Source organism: Streptomyces flavochromogenes, assembly GCF_000717595.1.
In the GTDB taxonomy this organism is placed as follows: domain Bacteria; phylum Actinomycetota; class Actinomycetes; order Streptomycetales; family Streptomycetaceae; genus Streptomyces; species Streptomyces flavochromogenes.
Map to the genome: position 1 here is coordinate 57,919 of NZ_JNZO01000032.1, position 23,667 is coordinate 81,585.

19 protein-coding genes are annotated in these 23,667 nt (G+C 71.7%); 16 read left to right on the forward strand and 3 right to left on the reverse strand.

Annotated elements, in window-relative coordinates; genetic code table 11:
- Nucleotides 1-13: 13 nt before the first annotated feature.
- Nucleotides 14-1,444, forward strand: a complete 1,431-nt coding sequence (locus IF00_RS0133015) for an NAD-dependent malic enzyme (protein WP_030324467.1) — start codon at nt 14-16, stop codon at nt 1,442-1,444.
- 312 nt (nt 1,445-1,756) lie between these two features.
- The gene (locus tag IF00_RS0133020) at nt 1,757-2,038 is read left to right on the forward strand and encodes an HU family DNA-binding protein (protein WP_017237029.1); all 282 of its coding nucleotides are present in this window, start codon (nt 1,757-1,759) and stop codon (nt 2,036-2,038) included.
- Nucleotides 2,039-2,192: 154 nt separating this feature from the next.
- Here the strand turns inward: IF00_RS0133020 and murA are convergent, their stop codons facing one another.
- Nucleotides 2,193-3,539: a UDP-N-acetylglucosamine 1-carboxyvinyltransferase gene (gene murA / locus IF00_RS0133025; protein ID WP_030324469.1), complete on the reverse strand. Its 1,347-nt coding sequence runs from the start codon at nt 3,537-3,539 to the stop codon at nt 2,193-2,195.
- A gap of 315 nt (nt 3,540-3,854) precedes the next feature.
- Between murA and IF00_RS0133030 the strand changes: the two genes are divergently transcribed.
- The 14 genes from IF00_RS0133030 to IF00_RS0133095 all read left to right on the forward strand — a co-directional run bounded on the left by IF00_RS0133030 (nt 3,855) and on the right by IF00_RS0133095 (nt 20,231).
- Nucleotides 3,855-4,415, forward strand: a complete 561-nt coding sequence (locus IF00_RS0133030) for a YqgE/AlgH family protein (RefSeq protein WP_030324470.1) — start codon at nt 3,855-3,857, stop codon at nt 4,413-4,415.
- 152 nt (nt 4,416-4,567) lie between these two features.
- On the forward strand, nt 4,568-5,752 hold the full coding sequence (locus tag IF00_RS0133035; protein WP_051820741.1) for an acyltransferase family protein: 1,185 nt from the start codon (nt 4,568-4,570) through the stop codon (nt 5,750-5,752).
- Between the two features lie 53 nt (nt 5,753-5,805).
- Nucleotides 5,806-6,093, forward strand: coding sequence for a DUF3039 domain-containing protein (locus IF00_RS0133040; protein ID WP_015033918.1), 288 nt, complete (start codon nt 5,806-5,808; stop codon nt 6,091-6,093).
- Nucleotides 6,094-6,341: 248 nt separating this feature from the next.
- The gene (locus IF00_RS0133045; protein ID WP_051820742.1) at nt 6,342-7,685 is read left to right on the forward strand and encodes an extracellular solute-binding protein; all 1,344 of its coding nucleotides are present in this window, start codon (nt 6,342-6,344) and stop codon (nt 7,683-7,685) included.
- Between the two features lie 5 nt (nt 7,686-7,690).
- Nucleotides 7,691-8,653 carry a carbohydrate ABC transporter permease gene (locus tag IF00_RS0133050; RefSeq protein WP_030324480.1) on the forward strand — a complete coding sequence of 321 codons (963 nt, stop codon included), beginning with the start codon at nt 7,691-7,693 and terminating at the stop codon, nt 8,651-8,653.
- Nucleotides 8,650-9,498 carry a carbohydrate ABC transporter permease gene (locus tag IF00_RS0133055; RefSeq protein ID WP_030324481.1) on the forward strand — a complete coding sequence of 283 codons (849 nt, stop codon included), beginning with the start codon at nt 8,650-8,652 and terminating at the stop codon, nt 9,496-9,498. The genes IF00_RS0133050 and IF00_RS0133055 overlap by 4 nt, the downstream gene beginning before the upstream one ends.
- Nucleotides 9,499-9,502: 4 nt before the next feature.
- On the forward strand, nt 9,503-11,167 hold the full coding sequence (locus IF00_RS0133060; RefSeq protein ID WP_030324482.1) for a beta-N-acetylhexosaminidase: 1,665 nt from the start codon (nt 9,503-9,505) through the stop codon (nt 11,165-11,167).
- Between the two features lie 225 nt (nt 11,168-11,392).
- A complete protein-coding gene (locus IF00_RS0133065; protein WP_030324484.1) occupies nt 11,393-12,268 on the forward strand; it encodes an FAD binding domain-containing protein in 876 nt (291 codons plus the stop codon).
- Nucleotides 12,265-13,830 (forward strand): 2Fe-2S iron-sulfur cluster-binding protein, encoded by a 1,566-nt coding sequence (locus IF00_RS0133070; protein ID WP_030324485.1) that lies wholly within the window; start codon nt 12,265-12,267, stop codon nt 13,828-13,830. The genes IF00_RS0133065 and IF00_RS0133070 overlap by 4 nt, the downstream gene beginning before the upstream one ends.
- Nucleotides 13,827-16,151: a xanthine dehydrogenase family protein molybdopterin-binding subunit gene (locus IF00_RS0133075; RefSeq protein WP_030324487.1), complete on the forward strand. Its 2,325-nt coding sequence runs from the start codon at nt 13,827-13,829 to the stop codon at nt 16,149-16,151. The genes IF00_RS0133070 and IF00_RS0133075 overlap by 4 nt, the downstream gene beginning before the upstream one ends.
- Nucleotides 16,152-16,271: 120 nt before the next feature.
- A complete protein-coding gene (locus tag IF00_RS0133080; RefSeq protein ID WP_051820743.1) occupies nt 16,272-16,751 on the forward strand; it encodes a hypothetical protein in 480 nt (159 codons plus the stop codon).
- A gap of 44 nt (nt 16,752-16,795) precedes the next feature.
- A complete protein-coding gene (locus tag IF00_RS0133085; RefSeq protein ID WP_030324490.1) occupies nt 16,796-18,325 on the forward strand; it encodes a WXG100 family type VII secretion target in 1,530 nt (509 codons plus the stop codon).
- 77 nt (nt 18,326-18,402) lie between these two features.
- On the forward strand, nt 18,403-19,581 hold the full coding sequence (gene mycP, locus IF00_RS0133090) for a type VII secretion-associated serine protease mycosin (RefSeq protein ID WP_245234698.1): 1,179 nt from the start codon (nt 18,403-18,405) through the stop codon (nt 19,579-19,581).
- 8 nt (nt 19,582-19,589) lie between these two features.
- Nucleotides 19,590-20,231 carry a hypothetical protein gene (locus IF00_RS0133095; protein WP_030324493.1) on the forward strand — a complete coding sequence of 214 codons (642 nt, stop codon included), beginning with the start codon at nt 19,590-19,592 and terminating at the stop codon, nt 20,229-20,231.
- Nucleotides 20,232-20,292: 61 nt separating this feature from the next.
- Here IF00_RS0133095 and IF00_RS0133100 read toward each other — a convergent pair whose 3' ends face one another.
- Together IF00_RS0133100 and IF00_RS0133105 are read right to left on the reverse strand one after the other, a co-directional pair.
- Nucleotides 20,293-22,395: a serine/threonine-protein kinase gene (locus IF00_RS0133100; protein WP_030324495.1), complete on the reverse strand. Its 2,103-nt coding sequence runs from the start codon at nt 22,393-22,395 to the stop codon at nt 20,293-20,295.
- A 98-nt stretch (nt 22,396-22,493) separates the two neighbouring features.
- On the reverse strand, nt 22,494-23,667 hold a 1,174-nt coding region (locus IF00_RS0133105; RefSeq protein WP_158710540.1), incomplete at its 5' end, for an outer membrane protein assembly factor BamB family protein.

The window sequence follows — 23,667 nt, forward strand, 5'->3', positions numbered from 1 at the left end:
GAGGAACTCGGCCATGGCAACGGCGCCCAGCGTCTCGTACTCGATGACGGTCCGGCTGGAGGTTCCCGCGAGCGGAACCGCGGTCTCCCAGCTCACCACGGCGGTGGAGTCCCACGGCGGATCCGTCACCGGCCTCGACGTGACCGCCTCCGGCCACGAGAAGCTCCGTATCGACGTCACCATCGCCGCGACCTCCACGGCGCACGCCGACGAGATCGTCGAGCAGCTGCGCACCATCGAGGGCGTCGTCCTGGGCAAGGTCTCCGACCGTACGTTCCTGATGCACCTCGGCGGCAAGATCGAGATGGCGTCCAAGCACCCCATCCGCAACCGTGACGATCTCTCCATGATCTACACCCCGGGCGTGGCCCGCGTGTGCATGGCGATCGCCGAGAACCCCGAGGACGCCCGCCGCCTCACCATCAAGCGCAACTCCGTCGCGGTCGTCACCGACGGCTCGGCCGTCCTCGGCCTCGGCAACATCGGCCCGATGGCCTCCCTGCCCGTCATGGAGGGCAAGGCAGCCCTCTTCAAGCGCTTCGCCGGCATCGACGCCTGGCCGATCTGCCTCGACACGCAGGACACCGACGAGATCGTGGCCATCGTCAAGGCCATCGCCCCCGGCTTCGCGGGCATCAACCTCGAGGACATCTCCGCGCCCCGCTGCTTCGAGATCGAGGCCCGGCTGCGCGAGGCCCTCGACATCCCCGTCTTCCACGACGACCAGCACGGCACCGCCATCGTCGTCCTCGCCGCCCTCACCAACGCACTGCGCGTGGTCAACAAGGGCATCGGCGACGTACGGGTCGTCATGTCCGGTGCCGGCGCGGCCGGTACGGCCATCCTCAAACTGCTCATCGCCGCGGGCGTCAAGCACGCCGTCGTCGCCGACATCCACGGTGTCGTGCACGCGGGCCGCGAGGACCTCGTCGACGCCGCGCCCGGCACTCCGCTGCGCTGGATCGCCGACAACACCAACCCCGAGGGCGTCACCGGCACCCTCAAGCAGGCCGTGGTCGGCGCGGACGTCTTCATCGGCGTCTCGGCCCCGAACCTGCTGGGCGCGGACGACGTCGCCGCGATGGCCGAGGGCGCGATCGTCTTCGCGCTCGCGAACCCCGACCCGGAGGTCGACCCGGCCGCCGCGCGCCAGACGGCCGCCGTCGTCGCCACCGGCCGCTCGGACTTCCCGAACCAGATCAACAACGTGCTGGTGTTCCCGGGTGTCTTCCGCGGTCTCCTCGACGCCCAGTCCCGTACCGTCAACACGGAGATGATGCTGGCGGCCGCCACGGCCCTGGCCGATGTCGTCACCGAGGACGAGCTGAACCCGAACTACATCATCCCGTCGGTCTTCAACGACAAGGTCGCGGGTGCGGTCGCGGGAGCCGTGCGCAACGCGGCCAAGGCGGCGGCCGGCGGCCCTGCGGCGACCGGGCGCTGACGGCGCGTCGCGATTCGCGGAGGCGTAAACCCGCCTTTAGGGTGGCTTTTCGGCTCCGCATGGTTTTCACGGAGTCGACAGAACGTCACCACCACGGGGCTCTGGCGCTTTTCGTGTGACCCCAGGGGGTGCCGGATTGGCGTTCCCGCCGCTGGTGGGGGCAGGATGCGTGTTTGGGCGCGAGGGTCTGTCATTAGACCCGGGTCCGGGGACTGTCCGAAGGCCCTGGCAGCATCGGCTTCGCTGTACCCAATCACGCGGCTTCCGCCGCGTGGCACGCCTCACAGGCAAGAAGAACACGGGAGTAACAACATGAACCGCAGTGAGCTGGTGGCCGCCCTGGCCGACCGCGCCGAGGTGACCCGCAAGGACGCCGACGCCGTGCTGGCCGCTCTCGCCGAGACCGTCGGTGAGGTCGTCGCCAAGGGCGACGAGAAGGTCACCATCCCCGGCTTCCTGACCTTCGAGCGCACCCACCGTGCCGCTCGCACCGCTCGTAACCCGCAGACCGGCGACCCGATCAACATCCCGGCCGGCTACAGCGTGAAGGTCTCCGCGGGCTCGAAGCTCAAGGAAGCCGCCAAGGGCAAGTAAGGCCGACAAGGCCGCGTAAGGCAGCCTGGAGGCACAGAAAGGGCGGCCACCCTGTCAGGGTGGCCGCCCTTTCGTTTGTCCGTCAGAGGCCCGTTGACGCGGTCGGACGCCGGGTGCGCGCGCGGGGACCCGGTCCCCGCGCGCGCACGGCCGGTCAGACCAGCGCGCTGCCCGGGAGCTCGACCTTGGCGCCGAGCTCGACGAGCTTCTCCATGAAGTTCTCGTAGCCGCGGTTGATCAGCTCGATGCCGTGCACCCGGGAGGTGCCCTGCGCCGCGAGCGCCGCGATCAGGTACGAGAAGCCGCCGCGCAGGTCGGGGATGACCAGATCGGCGCCCTGGAGCCTCGTCGGGCCGGACACGACCGCCGAGTGCAGGAAGTTGCGCTGGCCGAAGCGGCAGTCGGAGCCGCCGAGGCACTCGCGGTACAGCTGGATGTGAGCGCCCATCTGGTTGAGCGCGGAGGTGAAGCCGAGCCGGGACTCGTACACCGTCTCGTGGACGATGGAGAGGCCGGAGGCCTGCGTCAGGGCCACGACCAGCGGCTGCTGCCAGTCCGTCTGGAAGCCGGGGTGCACGTCCGTCTCCAGGTGGATCGCGTTGAGCGAGCCGCCCGGGTGCCAGAAGCGGATGCCCTCGTCGTCGATCTCGAAGGCGCCACCCACCTTCCGGTAGGTGTTGAGGAAGGTCATCATCGAGCGCTGCTGGGCGCCGCGCACGTAGATGTTGCCCTCGGTCGCGAGCGCCGCCGACGCCCAGGAGGCCGCCTCCAGGCGGTCCGGGAGCGCCCGGTGGGTGTAGCCGTCGAGGCGGTCGACACCGGTGATCCGGATGGTCCGGTCGGTGTCCATGGAGATGATCGCGCCCATCTTCTGCAGCACGCAGATGAGGTCCTCGATCTCGGGCTCCACGGCGGCGTTGGACAGCTCGGTGACGCCCTCGGCGAGCACCGCCGTCAGCAGCACCTGCTCGGTCGAACCGACCGAGGGGTACGGCAGCCGGATCTTGCAACCGCGAAGACGCTGCGGGGCCTCCAGGTACTGCCCGTCCGCCCGCTTCTCGATGGTGGCACCGAACTGGCGCAGCACGTCGAAGTGGAAGTCGATGGGCCGGCCGCCGATGTCGCAGCCGCCCAGGCCCGGGATGAAGGCGTGCCCGAGGCGGTGCAGCAGCGGGCCGCAGAAGAGGATCGGGATACGGGACGAGCCGGCGTGGGCATCGATGTCTGCGACGTTCGCCGACTCGACGTGCGTCGGGTCGAGGACGAGCTCGCCGGGCTCCTCGCCCGGACGGACCGTCACGCCGTGCAGCTGGAGCAGCCCGCGGACCACCCGGACGTCACGGATGTCGGGAACATTGCGCAGGCGGCTGGGGCCGCTGCCGAGCAGGGCGGCGACCATCGCCTTGGGCACGAGGTTCTTCGCGCCGCGGACGCGGATCTCGCCCTCCAGCGGGGTTCCGCCATGGACGAGCAGTACATCATGGCTGTCTGTGCCGGTCATGGATCTCGCGTTCCGGTGGGGGTCCCCCCTGCGCAGCTAGGGGGAGGGTCGGTCGGGTGGCCAGTGAAAAGGGTAAAGGTCCATGAGACCTCTCTTGGGTGCCTCGGGGGGCCTGTCAGATGTAATGAATTCGGCACAACACCCTCTGTTCCCGTGATCTTGCGGAGCGTTACCGTCCGCTTGTGTCGCCCGGGAGCCGTCGCGGGCCCGCCCCGTCCTCTCTGAACTGCGACGGTCGGCGAGTTCCGGACATCGGGTCCCTCCGTACCGTCCGAGACCCCCCGCGAAGGCCGAAGATGCGGGATCATGTGTCGCATGACCGAGGTGTCCTCGCTCACAGGACGGCTGCTCGTCGCCACCCCCGCCCTCGCGGACCCGAATTTCGACCGCGCGGTGGTGCTGTTGCTCGACCACGACGACGAGGGCTCGCTCGGCGTGGTCCTCAACCGGCCGACGCCGGTGACCGTCGGCGACATCCTCGCCCCCTGGGCCGGTCTCGCCGGCGAACCCGGAGTGGTCTTCCAGGGCGGCCCCGTCTCCCTCGACGCCGCGCTCGGCGTCGCCGTGATCCCCGGCGACGAGGGACCGCTCGGCTGGCGGCGGGTGTACGGGGCGATCGGCCTGGTCGACCTGGAGACCCCGCCCGAGCTGCTCGGACCGGCCCTCGGCTCGCTGCGGATCTTCGCCGGGTACGCGGGCTGGGGTCCCGGCCAGCTGGAGACCGAGCTCGGCGACGGAGCCTGGTACGTGGTCGAGTCGGAGCCCGGTGACGTCTCCTCGCCACAGCCCGAGACGCTCTGGCGGCAGGTGCTCAGGCGGCAGCGCGGCGAGCTCGCGATGATCGCGACGTACCCGGACGATCCCTCTCTGAACTGAGGCGACCGCCCCGGCGGGTCCCGTCCGGCGCGCCGGGGAGTGAACTCCCGGGGACGCACATGTGTCCGACGGCGGACACGATGCGTACGATGAGCCGACTTTCCTGAGCCATTGTGCGCATCAGCCGCGCCCAGACGATCAAGAGATGACAAGTGCCTGTCATAACCGCTGCCCGGGTCGGCCGGGTCCCGAAGCAGGCCGCCGAGTCGGTCGGATCCGCGCTTCCCGCCCGCCTCGACTCGCTCACGAGTCTGAGGTTCTTCGCGGCGTTCGCGGTGTTCGCGCACCACTTCACCGGAGTCGGCGGCAAGACGGGCTATGGGCGGGCGCCGTCCATCTTCCCGTTCTCGGAGATGGGCGCCCACGGCGTCACCTTCTTCTTCGTCCTCTCGGGCTTCCTGCTGACCTGGGTGTACAAGCCGTACGAGCACCCGATCGCCTTCTACATCCGCAGGGTCGCGCGCATCTGGCCGGCGACCCTGGTCGCCGCGGTGCTGGCCTACTACGTCTTCTACGTGCGTGCCCACGAGGCCGTCGAGTGGAAGTCGTTCATCGCCTCCCTCTTCCTCGTCCAGAACTGGCTGCCGGACGCCACGCCGACGCTGCCCGGCAACCCGGTCACCTGGACGCTCAGCGTCGAGATCCTCTTCTACGCGCTCTTCCCGCTGCTCGCCCGCTTCGTCGTCCGGATGCGCACCCCGCTCCTCGTCGGAGTGACCATCGCCGGTCTCCTGGCGATGTGGGCCGTCGCCTGGTGGTCCTTCGACAACCTCACCCCCGAGACGGCCCGCTGGGTCATGCGGCACCCCGCCGTCTACCTGCCGCAGTTCCTCCTCGGCATGACGGTCGCCCTGCTGATCCGCCGGGGCCTGCGGGTGCCGTTGCGCCCGATCGTGCCGCTGGCCCTGCTCGGCGTGTACGTCTACGCCTACTTCGAGCTGCGGGAGCGTCTGTCCCCGGCCTACGACGCGCAGCTGGAGTACACGCTGCGGCCCACCCTGGCCGTGCTCGCCGCGCTGATCATCATCGCGTTCGTGCAGCGTGAGCTCGCGGGCCACAAGGGCGTCCTCAACAAGAAGCCGCTCATCCTGCTCGGCGTCTGGTCGTACAGCTTCTACCTGCTGCACCACTCGGTCAGCCGCTTCGCCACCTACGAGTGGGGCCGGATCCCCGACCGGGACTCGGCGCTCTTCACCATGCTCGGCATGGGCCTCGTCATCCTCGCGATGTCCTGGGCTCTCTACCGCTTCGTCGAGGAGCCGGCCAACCGCTGGCTCGTGCGCCGGATCCCCGCCCGCTGGCGGCGCACCGCTCCGGTGGCCCCGGACGCCCGGTGAAGGCCGTCGGGGAGGGCTCTGTCCCGCCGCGGGCGTGGGTACCCTTGGGTCCCATGAGCACTCTCGAGCCCGAGCGCGGGGCAGGTACGGGAACCCTCGTCGAGCCGACGCCGCAGGTGTCCCACGGTGACGGCGACCACGAGCGCTACGCCCATTACGTCCAGAAGGACAAGATCATGGCGAGCGCCCTCGACGGCACGCCCGTCGTGGCGCTGTGCGGAAAGGTCTGGGTGCCGGGGCGCGACCCCAAGAAGTACCCGGTCTGTCCGATGTGCAAGGAGATCTACGACTCCATGGGCGCCGGCGGTGGCGACAAGGACAAGGGCGGCAAGGACAAGTAGTCGTGTCCTGACGTCCGGGACTGTCGGGGGCGGCCCCCGTCACGCGTACTTCGGTACGTGTGACGGGGGCCGTTTCGTTTTCCGGCACGCGGAGCCGTTGCGCAGGGTGCATCCGACGGTCACGGAGTGGTTGAGGTGGTCGAGACCTCTTGTCGGGCCACCGGAGGCGCGCCTAACCTCACGCGTGTTGTGCAGAACGAAACGCGCATTGCGTATGTTGCAACGCACGCATCCGGAGGGGATCCGTCATGAAGCTTCCTGCCCTCCCCCGAGCTCTCGGCTTCGCTCGAGCAGGGGGGACCCCCATCACCGCCACCGCGGCCGCACTGCTGCTGGCCGGCCTGACCGCCACGGCCTGCGCCCCCCAGACGTCCGACGGCAAGGCCACGACGGACGAGAAGACCGGCACCCTGCGGGTCTGGCTCTTCCAGGAGGTGAGCAACAAGCCCAAGGAGCAGGTCGTCGCACAGGCCGTCGCCGCCTTCGAGAAGCAGCACCAGGGCGCGAAGGTCGAGGTCGAGTACATACCCGTCGAGACCCGCGCCCAGCGCGTCAAGGCCGCCTTCAACGACCCCAGGTCGGCCCCCGACCTCATCGAGTACGGCAACACCGACACCGCCGGATACGTCAAGGACGGCGGACTCGCCGACATCAGCACCGAGTTCGGCGCCTGGGACGAGGCCAAGGACACCGACCCCACCGCCAAGCAGTCCGTCACCGTCGGCGGAAAGGTCTACGGCGCCCCGCTGTTCGTCGGCGTCCGAGCCCTCTACTACCGCACCGACGTCTTCGGGGAACTCGGCCTCACCGCCCCCAAGAGCCAGGCCGAACTCGTCTCCACCGCCAAGAAGATCCGCAAGGCCAGGCCCGAGCTGTACGGCATCGCCGTCGGCGGCGCGTACACCTACGGGGCCATGCCCTTCGTCTGGGCGGCCGGCGGCGAACTCGCCACCGCGAACGGCGACGCGTACAAGGCCGCCGTCAACAGCGAGGCCGCCCTCAAGGGCATCGGCACCTACACCTCGCTCTTCGGCGACGACAACTGCCCCGCCGCCAAGTGCGCCCAGATGGGCGGCAACGCCACCGTCACCGCCTTCGCCTCCGGCAAGGCCGCCATGGCCATCGGCGGCGACTTCAGCCACGCCGCCGTCGAGGCGGGCACCGTGAAGGGCAAGTACGCCGTCGTCCCGCTGCCCGGCACCACCCCCGGCTCCATCGCCCCGGCGTTCGCCGGCGGCAACAACATCGGCGTCCTCAAGAGCACCTCCCACCGCAGCCTCGCCGTCGACCTCCTCAAGTCCCTCACCGGCAAGGAGACCCAGGGCAAGCTCTTCGACGCGATGGGATTCCTCCCCACGTACACCGACGTCCGGACCGCCGCCGCCCAGCGGCAGCCCTTCGTGAAGCCCTTCATCGACACCCTCGCCGCCGGCACCCGGTTCGTTCCGGCGTCCCCCGGCTGGGGCCGGATCGACGCCTCCCTCGTGCTGCCCACGATGTTCCAGGAGGTCGTCAGCGGCCGTAAGGACGTCAAGGCGGCGGCCGACGACGCCGCGGAGAAGATGGACGCGGCCTTCGCGCCGGCGGGCTGAGCCGCATGACGACCCAGCTCACCGTCACCGGGAAGCGGCCGGCCGCGACCACGCCCCCGGCCCCCCGGCCGGCCCGGCGCGGCGGCCCCAGGGGCCACCGCCCCTGGGCCCCCTGGCTGTACCTGCTGCCCGCCCTCGCCGTCCTCGGCGGACTCCTCGTCTACCCCGTCTACCAGCTCGGCCTGATCTCCTTCCTGGAGTACACCCAGGCCCAGGTCAGTGGCGGCGAACCCACCTCCTTCAAGGGCTTCGGCAACTACACGACCCTCTTCGCCGACCCCCAGTTCTGGCAGGTCCTCCTCGCCACCGTCCTCTTCGCCGCCGCCTGCGTCGTCACCACCCTCGCCGTCGGCTGCGCCCTCGCCGTACTCCTCACGCGCGTGCGTGCCCTGCCGCGGTTCGTCCTGATGATGGCCGCGCTCGGCGCCTGGGCCACGCCCGCGATCACCGGCTCCACGGTCTGGGTCTTCCTCTTCGACCCCGACTTCGGCCCCGTCAACAAGCTGCTCGGGCTCGGCGACTTCTCCTGGACGTACGGGCGGTACAGCGCCTTCGCCCTCGTCCTCCTCGAAGTGGTCTGGTGCTCCTTCCCCTTCGTGATGGTCACCGTCTACGCGGGCATCAAGGCCATCCCGTCCGAGGTCCTGGAGGCCGCCGCCCTCGACGGTGCCTCGCAGTGGCGGATCTGGCGCTCGGTCATGGCGCCGGTGCTCCGGCCGATCCTGGTCGTCGTCACCATCCAGTCGATCATCTGGGACTTCAAGGTCTTCACCCAGATCTACGTGATGACGAACGGCGGCGGCATCGCCGGCCAGAACCTCGTCCTCAACGTGTACGCCTACCAGAAGGCCTTCGCCTCGTCCCAGTACAGCCTGGGCTCGGCGATCGGCGTCGTCATGCTGCTGATCCTGCTGGCCGTGACGCTCGTCTACCTGCGCCTGCTGCGACGTCAGGGAGAAGAACTGTGAGCGCCCCGACCGCCTTCCGCATCCGCCGCCCCGGACGCCTCGCCGCCGAGACCGTCACCCTGCTCGTCGCGGCCGCCGTCGCCTTCCCGCTCTACTGGATGGTCCTCTCGGCCTTCAAACCGGCCGGCGAGATCCAGTCCACCGAGCCGCGGCCGTGGACGCTCTCCCCGTCCCTCGACTCGTTCCGGCGCGTCTTCGAACAGCAGGAGTTCGGCCGCTACTTCCTGAACTCGCTGATCGTGGCGGGTACGGTCGTCCTCGCCTCCGCGCTCATCGCCTTCCTCGCGGCGACGGCCGTCACCCGGTTCCGCTTCAGGTTCCGGACGACCCTCCTCATCATGTTCCTGGTCGCCCAGATGGTGCCGGTCGAGGCCCTCACCATCCCGCTGTTCTTCCTCATGCGGGACGCCGGCCAGCTCAACACCCTCGGCTCGCTGATCCTGCCGCACATCGCCTTCTCGCTGCCGTTCGCGATCTGGATGCTGCGCGGCTTCGTCAAGGCGGTCCCGGAGGCCCTGGAGGAGCAGGCCCAGATCGACGGGGCGAGCAGGACCCGGTTCCTGTGGCAGATCCTCTTTCCGCTGGTCTTCCCCGGCCTCGTCGCCACCAGCGTCTTCTCGTTCATCTCCACCTGGAACGACTTCCTCTTCGCGAAGTCGTTCATCATCAGCGACACCTCGCAGTCGACCCTCCCCATGGCCCTGCTCGTCTTCTTCAAGCCCGACGAGAACGACTGGGGAGGCATCATGGCCGGCTCGACCGTGATGACCGTCCCGGTGCTCGTCTTCTTCGTACTCGTACAGCGCCGCCTGGTCTCGGGACTGGGCGGGGCGGTGAAGGACTGACGCGATGACCACCGACCCGTACCCCGGCACGGACCTGATCCCTGCACCGCTCCTCCAGGAGGTACGCGGAGACTCCCCGGGCCACTTCCCGCTCGACGAGCGGACCACCCTCGACGCCGGACCCGGCACCGAGTCCACCGCCCGCTGGCTCCGCACCGTCCTCGGCGCCGCCACCGGCATGCCGTTCGCCGACGGCACCGGCCCGCACGCGATCCGGCTGCGCGTCAGCGCGGACGTGGAGCGGACGTACGGCCCCGAGGGCTACCGCCTCACCACGGAGGACCCCGACGCCGCCGTCGTCATCGAGGGCGGCGGCCCGGCCGGGGTGTTCTGGGGCGCCCAGAGCCTCCGTCAGCTGCTCGGCCCCGAGGCGTACCGCAGGGCGCCCGTGAGCGGCGGCGACCGGGACCTCCCGTACATCACCGTCGAGGACCGGCCCCGCTTCGGCTGGCGCGGCCTCATGCTCGACGTCTCCCGGCACTTCCTGCCCAAGGACGACGTCCTGCGCTACCTCGACCTGCTCGCCGCCCACAAGCTCAACGTCTTCCACTTCCACCTCACCGACGACCAGGGCTGGCGCATCGAGATCAAGCGCCACCCCCGGCTCACCGAGGTCGGCTCCTGGCGCGCCCGCAGCAAGTGGGGCCACCGCGCCTCGCCACTCTGGGACGACACTCCGCACGGCGGTTTCTACACCCAGGACGACATCCGCGAGATCGTCGCCTACGCCGCCGACCGGCACATCACCGTCGTCCCCGAGATCGACCTCCCCGGACACTCGCAGGCCGCCATCTCCGCCTACCCCGAGCTCGGCAACACCGACGTCGTCGACACCGCCGCCCTCACCGTCTGGGACACCTGGGGCGTCAATCCCAACGTCCTCGCACCCACCGAGACCGTCCTGCGCTTCTACGAGGGCGTCTTCGAGGAGGTCCTCGACCTCTTCCCGGCGGCCACCTCACCCTTCGTCCACGTCGGCGGCGACGAGTGCCCCAAGGACCAGTGGAAGGCCTCCCCGGCCGCCCAGGCCCGCATCAAGGAACTCGGGCTCGCGGACGAGGACGAGCTCCAGTCCTGGTTCATCCGCCACTTCGACCGCTGGCTCGCCGCCCGCGGCCGGCGGCTCATCGGCTGGGACGAGATCCTGGAGGGCGGCCTCGCCGAAGGCGCGGCCGTGTCGTCCTGGCGGGGATACGGGGGCGGGATCGCCGCCGCCGAGGCCGGCCACGACGTCGTCATGTGCCCCGAGCAGCAGGTGTACCTGGACCACCGTCAGGCGCCGGGCGAGGACGAACCGATGCCCATCGGGTACGTCCGCACCCTGGAGGACGTCTACCGCTTCGAGCCCGTTCCGCCGGGCCTCTCGCCGGAGGCCGCCGCCCGCATCCTGGGAACCCAGGCCAACGTCTGGACCGAGGTGATGGAGAACCGGTCCCGCGTCGACTACCAGGTCTTCCCGCGCCTCGCCGCCTTCGCCGAGGTCGCCTGGTCCGCGCTTCCCGCGCCGGAGGCGCGCGACTACCCGGCCTTCGCGCGCCGGATGCACACCCACTACGCGCGCCTGGACGCCCTCGGCGTGGACTACCGCCCGCCCGCCGGACCTCACCCCCGGCAGCAGCGGCCCGGGGTCCTGGGACGCCCCCTGGAGGGCACGCCCCCGATCGTGTGAGGGACCCGACATCCCCCTTCACCCAAGAGCGGCGAAACGGAAGTTACCGTCACTCGTCGGGGCGTCCCGGACGGAACAGTCCTTCGCGGGCCCTCGCGTCGGACCGCTCGGAAGATGTGCCAGAGTTGCCACGTCCGGCCTGTGAGCACGTACGGTACGCCCACACGCAGGCGCGACCGCCGGGCGCATTCGGGGACCACCGGGACACCGGGAAGGGGCAGCGGGTTGACCACGCACGCACCACAGACGGCGCAGTCCGTGACGCTGCCCGCCTCGCTCGACGAGGCCGTGGCAGCGCTCACGGCCATGCCGGCAGCCGTCCCCGTGGCCGGTGGCACCGACCTGATGGCAGCCGTCAACAAGGGGCAGCTCCGCCCCGCCGGACTGGTCGGCCTGAGCCGCATCAACGAGATCCGCGGCTGGCAGTACCAGGACGGCCACGCACTGCTCGGAGCGGGCCTCACCCACGCGCGCATGGGCCGCCCCGACTTCGCCGCCCTCATCCCCGCCCTCGCCGCCGCCTCCCGCGCCGCCGGACCGCCCCAGATCCGCAACGCGGGCACCCTCGGCGGCAACGTCGTCACCGCCGCGCCGACCGGTGACTCGCTGCCCGTCCTCGCCGCCCTCGAAGCCGACCTGGTCGTCCTCGGGCCGCTCGGCAGCCGCGAGATCCCCGTGTCCCACCTGCTCGCCGGCCGCGACCTGCTGGCCCCCGGCGAACTCGTCGCCTTCGTCCGCGTCCCCCTGCTCCACGCTCCCCAGGTCTTCGTCAAGGCCACCGGCCGGACCGGCCCGGCCCGTGCCACGGCATCCGTCGCCGTCGTCCTCGACCCGGCCCGCCGCGGGGTGCGCTGCGCGGTCGGCGCCGTCGCGCCGATGCCGCTGCGCCCGCTGGAGGCCGAGCGCTGGATCGCCTCGCTGGTCGACTGGGACAACGACCGGGGGCTCGCCCCCGAGGCGCTCGCGGCGTTCGGCGAGTACGTCGCCGCCGCATGCATCCCGGACCCGCCGGGCGACGAAGTGTTGCCCCCGGCCGTACTGCACCTGCGGCGCACCGTCGCCGCACTCGCCCGACGGGCACTGGGGAGGGCACTGTCGTGAGCAACGACCAGCAGCGTCAGCAGCAGGATTCCGGCGGCTGGGAGCCGATTCCGCAGAGCGAGGGGTACGACGGGGACGCCACGGCGTTCGTCCAGCTGCCGCCCGACTTCATGCTGGACGGCGTCCCCCTGGAAGCACCCGGCCACGGCTACGTACCGCCGATGATCACCCCGCTGCAGCCGCTCACCCCGGCCGTGACGGACCCGTCGGCGACGGGCACGTGGAACGTCCACCTGCCCACGCAGGCGGAGCAGACGCAGTACTTCGACGGGACCGAGTACGCGGAGCAGGGCGGGTACGGCGAACAGGCGGGGCAGGGCGGGTACGCCGAGGGACCGGCCGGGTACGCCGGCGGCCAGGCCGGGCACGCCGGTCACACGGAGTACGCCGAGGGGCCGGCCGGGTACGCCGGCGGCCAGGCGGGGAACGCCGGTCACACGGAGTACGCCGAGCACTTCGAGCAGGACCCGCACGCCACGTCCGAGTGGCGTTTCACGGAGGCGACGGAGGCGTCGGCGCCCGCCGCGTCCGGCACCACGGGCCAGTGGGAGATTCCGGTCGTACCGGGCATGCCCGAGGCGACCGAAGAAGCGGGCTCCGCCGAGGAGTCGGGCGACTTCGCCGCCTCGGCCGTCCGGCCGTACGCGGAGGCCCCGGCGACCCTGCCGGGCGGCGCCCCGGCCCCGTGGGCGCTGCAGGAGGAACCGGCGGCCGAACCGGTCGCCGAACCGGTCATGGAGGCCGCGGCGGACGCCGACGCCGCCGCGGAAGCCGAGGAGCCGGGCGCGAGCCCGGACAGCGGGACGGCCGCGCGGGTCGAGGTGTCCGAGACGGAGCCGCGGGACCCGGACGGCGAGCCGGACCCGGCCGACCCGACGAACGCGTCCGACCCGTCCGACCGGGCGCCGGAGACGGACACCGCACCCGAGCCCGCTGCGGCGATCCCCGCCGCACCTGCGACGCCCGGCGCGAGCCTCGCCGCCTCCACCGACAGCGACGAGCACCCCCACACCTCGTACACCCTCCGGGTCAACGGCGCCGACCGGCCCGTCACCGGCTCCTGGATCGGCGAGTCGCTGCTCTACGTCCTGCGCGAGCGCCTCGGCCTCGCAGGGGCGAAGGACGGCTGCTCGCAGGGCGAGTGCGGCGCGTGCAACGTGCAGGTCGACGGCCGGCTCGTCGCCTCCTGCCTGGTCCCCGCGGCGACCGCCGCCGGGAGCGAGGTGCGGACGGTCGAGGGCCTCGCGGTCGACGGGGAGCCGTCGGACGTGCAGCGGGCCATGGCCACGTGCGGAACCGTCCAGTGCGGCTTCTGCATCCCCGGCATGTGCATGACCGTGCACGACCTCCTGGAGGGCAACCACGCCCCCACCGAACTCGAGACCCGCCAGGCGCTCGCGGGCAACCTGTGCCGCTGTTCCGGCTACCGGGGAGTCCTCGAAGCCGTACGGGACGTCGTGTCCGAGCGCGAGGCGAGCGCCGCGGCCACCGCGTCCGAGGCCGCCGAAGAGCCCCGGGTCCCGCACCAGATTTCCCACCCGCACGACGGAGGCATGGCGTGAGCGACGCGATCACCGCCGTTCCCACGATCCCGGTCCTCGACACCCCCGGGACCCCGGGCCAGGAGCCGGCCGCCCACGGCCTCGGCACCTCGCTTCCGCAGGCCGAGGCGAGGGCGAAGACCGAGGGCACCTTCCCGTACGCCTCCGACCTGTGGGCCGAAGGGCTGCTCTGGGCCGCGATCCTGCGCTCCCCGCACCCGCACGCGCGCATCGTCTCCGTCGACACGAGCGCCGCCACCGCCATGGCGGGCGTACGCGCCGTTGTGACGGCCGCGGACGTGCCGGGCGCGGCGACGTACGGCCGGCGGGTCGCCGACCGGCCGGTGTTCGCCGCCGACCTCGTCCGGCACCACGGCGAGGCGATCGCCGCCGTCGCCGCCGACCACCCCGACACGGCCCGGCTCGCGGCCGCCGCGATCGCCGTCGAGTACGAGGTGCTCGACCCGGTGACGGACCCGGAGAAGGCGTTCGCGGCCGAGGCGCTGCACCCCGACGGGAACCTGATCCGGCACATCCCGCTGCGCTTCGGCGACCCGGACGTGACGGGCGAGATCGTCGTCGAGGGCCTGTACCGGATCGGGCGCCAGGACCCGGCGCCGATCGGCGCCGAGGCGGGCCTGGCCGTACCGCGCCCGGACGGCGGGGTGGAGCTCTACACCGCCTCGACCGACCCGCACACCGACCGGGACCTGGCCGCCGCCTGCTTCGGCCTTCCGCCGGAGCAGGTCAAGCTGGTGGTGACCGGCGTGCCCGGCGCCACCGGCGACCGCGAGGACCCCGGCTTCCAGATCCCGCTGGGCCTGCTGGCGCTGCGTACCGGCTGCCCGGTCAAGCTCACCGCCACGCGCGAGGAGTCCTTCCTCGGCCACGCCCACCGGCACCCCACCCTGCTGCGTTACCGGCACCACGCGGACGCGGAGGGACGCCTGGTGAAGGTGGAGGCGCAGATCCTGCTCGACGCGGGTGCGTACGCCGACTCCTCGTCCGAGTCGCTCGCGGCGGCCGTGGCCTTCGCCTGCGGCCCGTACGTCGTCCCGCACGCCTTCGTCGAGGGCTGGGCGGTCCGTACGAACAACCCGCCGTCCGGCCATGTGCGGGGCGAGGGCGCGATGCAGGTGTGCGCGGCGTACGAGGCGCAGATGGACAAGCTGGCGGCGAAGCTGGGCGTGGACCCGGCGGAGCTGCGCATGCGGAACGTGATGTCGACCGGCGACATCCTGCCGACGGGCCAGACGGTGACCTGCCCGGCCCCGGTGGCCGAACTCCTGGCCGCCGTACGCGACTTCCCGCTCCCCGCCCTGCCCAAGGACACCCCCGAGGGTGAGTGGCTGCTGCCCGGCGGCCCCGAGGGCGCGGGCGAACCGGGCGCGGTGCGACGGGGTGTGGGCTACGCGCTGGGCATGGTGCACATGCTGGGCGCCGAGGGCACGGACGAGGTCTCGACGGCGACGGTGCGGGTCCAGGACGGCGTGGCGACCGTCATCTGCTCGGCCGTGGACACCGGTTCGGGCTTCTCGACGCTCGCCCGCCAGATCGTGCAGGACACGCTCGGCATCGACGAGGTCCACGTGGCTCCGGTCGACACGGACCAGCCGCCGGCGGGACCCGCGGCGCACGGCCGCCACACCTGGGTCTCCGGCGGGGCGGTGGAGCGGGCCGCGAAGATGGTCCGTACGCAGCTTCTCCAGCCGCTGGCCCACCAGTTCGGCATGTCGACGGAGCTCCTCCAGATCACCGACGGCAAGATCACCTCGTACGACGGGGTGCTGTCGACGACCGTCACGGAGGCGATGGACGGCAAGGAACTCTGGGCCACCGCCCAGTGCCGCCCGCACCCGACGGAGCCGCTGGACGAGGCGGGACAGGGCGACGCATTCGTCGGCCTCGCGTTCTGCGCGATCCGCGCGGTGGTCGACGTGGACATCGAACTCGGCGCCGTACGCGTCGTGGAGATGGCCGTCGCCCAGGACGTCGGCCGCGTCCTCAACCCGGCCCAGCTCGCCACCCGCATCGAGGCGGGCGTCACCCAGGGCGTCGGCGCGGCCCTCACCGAGAACCTCCGCACGGCCCGAGGGCTGGTCCGGCACCCTGACTTCACCGGCTACGCACTCCCGACATCCCTGGACGCCCCGGACATTCGCATCGTGAAACTCGTCGAAGAGCGGGACGTCGTCGCGCCGTTCGGCGCGAAGGCGGCGAGCGCGATCCCGGTCGTCACCTCACCCGCCGCAGTGGCCTCAGCGGTACGCGCGGCGACGGGCCGCCCGGTCAACCGCCTCCCGATCCGCCCCCAGGCAGCGGTGGCCGTGCCCAATTCGTAACCCTGTGATGTCCGTTGCTTGTGCAACCCGGAGGTGCGCACTGTCGTCGTTCCTGACTACAGTGGACTTCTGGACTTGGCAGTACGGCGGACGGTTGTTCGACGGGGGAGGAGCGCGGGCATGGAAGCCTACGTGGACGGGGGCGGGTACGGAATGCGGCCGATGAGCGCCGAGGCGGTGCGCTACAACACGGAGTCCATGTCGGAGTTCAAGACGAGCATCGACGGTCTGATCGAGATGCTCACCTCTTCCGAGGCCGACAAGGGCAAGATGAAGTCGGACCCGGTCGTACGCGGCCAGTTCGGCGGCGGTGGCGGAGCCTGGGCCGAGGCGTCCGGCGTCTATGACTCGTACAACACCGTCCTCAGCCAGCTGACGGATCTCTCCGGCCTGCTGCGGGACTGCCTGGAGGGCCTCGGCATCGCGGTCGTGGCGTCCAAGGACGGCTTCGAGCAGATGGACGACGACGTCAAGCAGAAGATGATCAACATTCATCAGCGGACTGATGAAGCGAAGGCGAAGGCGGACCGCGAAGCGGGCCGCGTCGCCCCGGACGACGGGGCCGGTCAGACGGCCGGGGGCGACAGCTCCCTCCAGTAGGCGAGTGCGGACGAGATGTCGGGGACACGGGGAAGAGGCGAAGGATGAGGCCAGCAGAGGGCGGCGGAGGCGGCGGAACGGACTTCCGCTCGATGTCCCACCAGCAGATGCTGCAATGGCTGGACGAAGCCAGTTCGTTCTACGTCAGCAACGCGGCGGGGCGGTTGAAGTCGGCTGCGGAGGAGATGCACCGCATCGCCGCGCAGCTCAAGAACCGCTCCGGCCGCGTGGAATGGGAGGGCGAGGCGGAGAAGGCGTTCAACGAGTGGGCCGACAGCGTCGTGAGCTCGACCCACGCGCTCGGCGACTACAGCACGGGCGCGTCCACCTGGATGGACAACGCCGCCGAGGCCATCGCCACCGCGCAGAGCGCCATTCCTCGCTACACCTCCCACGAGTCGGCCAAGGCGAACCTGGCGGCCGCGCAGAAGTACCGCAACGACCCCGACTCGCAGACCATCGCGCGCAACGCCAAGAGCCAGATGGCCGCCAGCGAGGAGCTCCAGGCCATCGAGGCCAAGGAGAAGGCGAACCAGCAGGCCGCGGCGGCCGAGATGGAGAAGCTCTCCTCCTCGTACCAGTGGTCGAGCTTCAACATGACGAGCCTCAAGCCGCCGACGTTTCCGCCGCCGCCGGGGGACTTCGTGCCGGCGAGCGCGGGCGAGCGCGGATCGGGCTCCACCTCCGGCGGCTACACCTCGCAGGGTGAGAGGTCGGCGGTGGGTACCGAGCGGACTACGGTGACGCCCACCCCCCGCTCCCAGCCGGACAGCCGGACGACGCCCGACACGTCGATCCCCCTCCCGCCGTCGAGCAAGGACACGACGGGACCGACCCACGTCGTCCGCCCGGACGTCCGACCCGACGTGCCCGTGGACCTCGGCATCGACAGCGTCGACACCAAGACGCCGCCGACCACGCCGCCCGGACCCACGACGCAGACCCCGGGCACCCCTCCGCCGATCACCAAGCCGGACGGCAGCGCGCCTCCGTTCGTGACGACGACCGGCCTGCCCCCGCTCCCCGCGAAGGGCGGCCCGGGCACACTGCCTCCCACCGGTCCCGTCACCGGCGGCACGCGCAACCCGATGAACACCACCGGCCCGCGCGGCCTGCCGACCGGACCCGGCCCTCTCGGCGGTACCCGCGAGGGCATCAGCGGCGGCAAGGCCGTGCCCAACGCGCAGGGGCGCCCCCAGACCGGCCTCCCGCGCAGCACCGTCATCGGCACCGAGCCCGGCGCCCGTAACGGCACGGGCATGGGACGCGCGCCCATGGGCGGCGGCATGGGAGGCCCGATGGGCGGCGCGGGCGCCGGCCAGAACGGCATCACCGGCGGGCGCCGTCTCGCCGGCGAGACCGGCGGAATCGTCGGCGGCAAGGCGCAGCGCGCCAGCGCCACCGGCGGCGGCGCGCGTCCCTTCACGCCCGGCGGCTCCGGCCTCGTGCGCGGAGGCTCCACGCAGCGGCCCGGTGACCGCGAGGAGACGAACGGAGAGCGTCCCGACTACCTGGTCGAGGACGAGGAGACCTGGCAGCAGGGGCGCCGCGTGGCGCCGCCCGTCATCGACTGATCAGCGCGAGGAAGCAGATGCGTACCAGCAGTATTCGTCGGAGCCGTGCCCGAGTCACCGCCTCGGCCGCCTTGGGGATGCTGCTGGTGGGCATCGCTTCCGTCCCTGCCCAGGCAGCGGGTGTCCGAGACCGGCAGTGGCACCTCGACACCATGGGCGCTGAGAAGATCTGGCAGCTCAGCACCGGCAAGGGTGTCACCGTCGCGGTCATCGACTCCGGTGTGGAGAAGGGAAACCCGGACCTTCCGGGCCAGGTGCTCAAGGGCAAGAACCTCGCCCCGGGAGAGGCCGGCGACGAGTTCACCGACTACACCGGACACGGCACGAACATGGCCGGTCTCATCGCGGGCACGGGCAAGGCCAACGGAGGCCAGGGTGCCTTCGGCCTCGCCCCCGGTGCCAAGATCCTTCCCGTGCGCGTGCCCGGATCGGAAGGCGGCAAGGGGAGCCAGGCCGCGGCGGACCGTGAGTTCAACAGGTTCATGCCCGAAGCCATCCGCTTCGCGGTCGACTCCGGTGCCAAGGTCCTGAACATCTCGCAGGGCTCCACGGCCGGGTCGACGCAGCTCACGGACGCTGTGAAGTACGCCCTGGACAAGGGAGCCCTGGTCTTCGCCTCCGTCGGCAACAGCGGCGACAAGGCCAACAGACTGGAGTACCCGGGAGCGACCCCCGGTGTCGTCGGCGTCGGTGCCATCGACCAGAAGCTGACGCGTCTTCCCCTCTCCCAGTACGGTCCGCAGGTCGACATCGTCGCCCCCGGCAAGGACACGGTCGCCGCCTGCAGCGGTGGCCAGGTCTGCACCTCCAGCGGTACCAGTAACGCCACCGCCCTCGCCTCCGCGGCCGCCGCGCTCATCTGGTCGAAGCACCCCGACTGGACCAACAACCAGGTCCTGAAGGTCATGCTCAACACCATCGCCGCGCCCACCGAGGGCGACAAGCGCAACGACTACATCGGCTTCGGCGCCATCCGCCCTCTTCGCGCGTTGAAGACGCCCGGCGACCCCGGCCCCGCCGACGTCCGGCCCATCGAGGACCTCGACGAGACCGTGTCCGCGTCCCCCTCGGCAGCCCCGTCGGCGGGTGCCACCTCGGCCGCGCCCTCCTCCGCGGCTCCCGCGCCGGCTCCAGCCGCGCAGGAGAAGAGCGACGAGGGCGGCGACACGGGCCTGTGGATCGGGCTCGGCATCGGTGCCGCCGCACTGATCGGTGCCGCCGTCGCCGTGTCCGTCCTGCGCTCCCGCCGGAGCTGAGGACGGGAATGCGGTTTGCGCTGACGAGACTTGGAGCGGCCGCCGCCGTCGCGGTCCTCACGGGCTGTTCCGGTGCCGACGCCCCCAAGCGACCGGAGGGCCTGCCGCCGGCCGAGGTCTGCGGCGGCTTCGCGAAGGGCACCCCCGCCGGTGCCGCGCTCGTGGCCGCCATGGGAAGCGACCGTTTCACCGACGGCCTCTCCGAGCCGGAGAAGGCCCTCGCCCTGCTGCGCGACGCGACGGCCGCACCGCTCGCCGACACCTACCGGCCGCAGCCGAAGTCGTACTGCACGCTTCTGCCCGTATCGGGCGGCGGCGACAGCCTCACCGTGAACGTGAACCCGATCGGGAAGGCGCCGGGGATGCATCCGGGGCTGCTCTCGAAGGCGACTCTCTACACCTCCGGCCGGCTGGCCTACGCCTCCGCCGGTCTCGGCAGGCTCTACTTCTCCTGCGGTCTCGAGGAACCCGCCCACGGCTTCGTCGTCGAAGTGGCCGTATCGGGTCCCGGGGGCGTTCCGGACGCGGACCTGAGGCAGCGGACCAGGCTCATCACCGTGGCCAACGCCGCCGCCCGGAGCGTCGCGGGCGAGCTCGGCTGCGCGGACACGGGGCTCGTCGACGGCGCGCCCGCCGAAGCACGGTCCTGAACGAAGGTTTGTCCCGAACGGGGCACCGTTCCGAGTGAGCGAGGGGGGCTGCGAACCCGCGCTACTCCCCGAACACCGGCATCGCCATGATCCGGCCGCCGCGAGTGACGAAGACGCGATGGGCGTTGCTCGCCAGCCGATAGGTGCCCTCGCGCTGCATCTTCACGGGGAACAGCCGCCTGCCGGTGGCCTTGTGTACCACCCGGATGAGGCCGTTGTCGCTTTCCGGAACCCAGACCGTGGAGCCTGCGACGGCAGGAGCGGAGATGCCGGTGCCCCGGTTGTCCAGAGGCTCCATCCACTCCGTGCTCGGGTGACGGGACTTGGCCAGGGTGCTGAACCGGTGGGCCTCGTAGCCGTCGACGGCGACGACGGAGTCGCCGTCGGCGGCCGGGCTGCCCCACCCCACCGTGCTGTCGCCGGATGCGAGCGTCTCCTCCTCCCAGAGGAAGTCCCCCTGTTCGAGGCGCCGGGCCATCAGGCTGAGGCCGCCGAGGTACACGGTCGTGCCGCCGATCGAAGGGTCCTGGCCGCGGGTGCCCTGCCCCTTGATCTTCCATACGATCTCGCCGTTCGTGGCGTCGACGACGACGACCTGCCCGTCCCTGCCGTGAACCACGAGACGGTTCCTGGCCGCCGCCGCACGTGCGGGCCCCTCCGCGGAGCGCGGGGAGATCATCGGGCGCGTCCACAGGGTGGCGAGGGTCCAGGCGTTGACGGCGCGCAGCATGTTGTCGGGCGTCGCGAGGTAGACGTTCGTGTCGTCGGCGGCCAGGACCGTTTCGGCGCCGGCCTCCGTCCGCCAGACATGACGGCCGGTGGCAGCGACGTAGGCGTGCAGTGCGCCGTCCTTGTCGGCGCCGACGACGAGACGGTCGGCGACGGAGACGAAACCGGCCGAGGCCTCGACTTCCTTGCCCCGCCACCGCTCCTTGCCGTCCGTGACGGACAGGGCGAGGAGTTCGCCCGACTTCGCCTGCGCCAGCACCACGTCCCTTACGGGGAGCGGCGCTAGTCCCTCGGGGGCGCAGACGTCAAGGGGCCCCCACAGCGGCTTCGGAGGCTCACCCACCTGGCTGTCGATGACAGACAGGTAGGCGGCCTCCGGGGCCGCCACCGCAGCCGGCACGTCGGCCGTCGGGGACTTCTCACCCTCCCGGCTCAGCCACCAGGCCCCCGCCCCGCCGCCCGCGCCCAGGACGGCGACGCCCACCGCCGCCGTCGTGAGGAAACGACGCCGGGACGGCGAGCCGGACGGAACGGCGGTCTCCGCGGGCGCGGTCAGGCGCTTCGTGGCCGTCTCACGCCGCTTGATGTCGTCGGCGAGCGGGCCCTTGCGCCACGCCCGCTCCGCGCCCTTCGGCGGGGCGAAGGCCTCCGCGACCTGCGGAGGCCGCGGACGGTACGCCGGGTCCTTCGCCAGGCACGGCCCGATCAACTCCCGCAGCTCCGGCGGGACCAGGCTCAGGTCCGGTGTCCCGTGCACGACCTCGTACTGGACGGCCGGCACGTGCGCGCCGTCGAAGGCGCGCCGCCCGCTCGCCGCGTACGCGAGGACCGCGCCGAGCGAGAAGACGTCCGACGCCGGGCCGACCCGCTGCCCGAGGACCTGCTCGGGAGCCCCGTATCCCGGGGTGACCGGGATCTGGCCCGTCGTCGTCAGGGTGAGGCCGTGCTCGGGGCGGGCGATGCCGAAGTCGATGATCCGGGGGCCGGTGGAGGTGAGCACGATGTTCGCGGGTTTGAGGTCGCGGTGGATCAGACCGGCCGTGTGAATGTCGTGCAGCGTCCGAGCGAGCCGGGCCGCGAGTGCGCGGACCGCCGGCACCTCCATCGGTCCGTACGCCCGGACCGCCTCGTCGAGCGTCGGACCGGCGAGGAACTCGGCGGCGATCCACGGCCGTCCGCCCTCGGTCTGCGCCCCGAGGACCCGGGCCACGCCCGTGCTGGTGACGGCCCGCGCCATGTCGGCCTCGCGGACGAAGCGCTGGGCGAGGTGCCGGTCGTGGGCGAGTTCGGGCCGCAGGACCTTGACGGCCGCGGGGGCACCGTCGCCGTCCCGGCCGACGTACACCTTGCCCATGCCGCCCTCGCCGAGGACGCCGAGGAGACGGTACGGGCCGAGCCGGAGCGGGTCGCCGGCGGCGAGGGGCAGCGTGGTCACGGGTGGTCTCCGGGGCGGTGGGAGCGACGTCGGTCGGGACAGGGGGCGGGCGGCGGGAACGAAAGCGGGCGGCGGGGAACGCGGGTCCGTTCCGAGGCTCAGGCGAAGGGAAGAGCCACGACGGACGACGCTCCCGCTCCGACGATCCGCTTCCGCTGCGGGTCGACGACGTACCGGGTGGCTTCCGTCGGGAACACCCACGCCGAGCGACGGGTCACCCGGTCGATCGCGCTCAGACCACCCCGGACGGGTGCGTACACGTACGTCTTCCCGATCACCGGGACCGAGTAAGGATCCGGGGTCAGGCTGCGGCCCGAGAGCTCCTCGGCCCAGCGCTTGGCGCCCGTGTCGGCGCTCACGACGATGAGCCCGCGGCCTGCCTCGTTCGCGTGGACGAGGCCCCCCGAGACGGTGGGGACCCCGAAGAAGGATCCCTTGCCGTACTCCCAGGCGACACCGCCGTCGGTGAGGCGCAGCGCCCGGAGACGGTCACCACCGAGGTAGAGGTGCCGGTCGTCGGTCGCCAGTTGGCCCGGGAGGTAGGACTGGGACTCCTTGAGCGGGATGCTGCGCCGCCACAGCTGACGGCCGGTGCGGCGGTCTCGCGCCTGCACGATGAAGGACTCCAGGTCACTGCTGTTCTTGCCGAGCACCAGCCGGTCGCCGACGATCCGGGACAGCCAGCGGCGGGCGTTGGTGTCCGTGTGCGGATGCCGCCACATCTCCATGCCCGTACGCAGGTTGACGGCGATCAGGTGCCAGCCGGTGTCGTCGTTCTCGTCGTCCCGGCTGCCCCGACGGGACGAGGCGTAGAGGACACCGTCCGCGGCGGTGAGGAGTTCCGTTCCGAACTGGGAGCCTTCGAAACCGTTGAGCACGATCATCCGGGCGGCTTCCTTGCCGGTGCGCGCGGCGAGCGTGCGGATCTGCAGGGCGGACTTCCCGGCGACGGGGTAGGAGGACGTGTAGAAGCTCGTCCCGTCCGTGGTGACCTGCTTCGGATCCGACGCCATCGTCTCCTCCCACAGCACCGACCCGGTCTGCGGGTCCAGCGCACGGAACGACGCCGTCTCCGCGAGCCCCACGACACCCCCGGCGATCAGCGGCATGACGCTCTCCTCGCGGTCCAGGGCGTCCCCCCGCCACAGCGCGGCGGGTGCGCCGTCCGAGGCGGTGCTGGCGGGGATGGCGGTGGGGCCCGCGGTGGGACCCGCCTTGCCGTCGTCCTTGCCGTCCCGAGACCCCAGCCACACCCAGGCCCCGCCCCCCGCC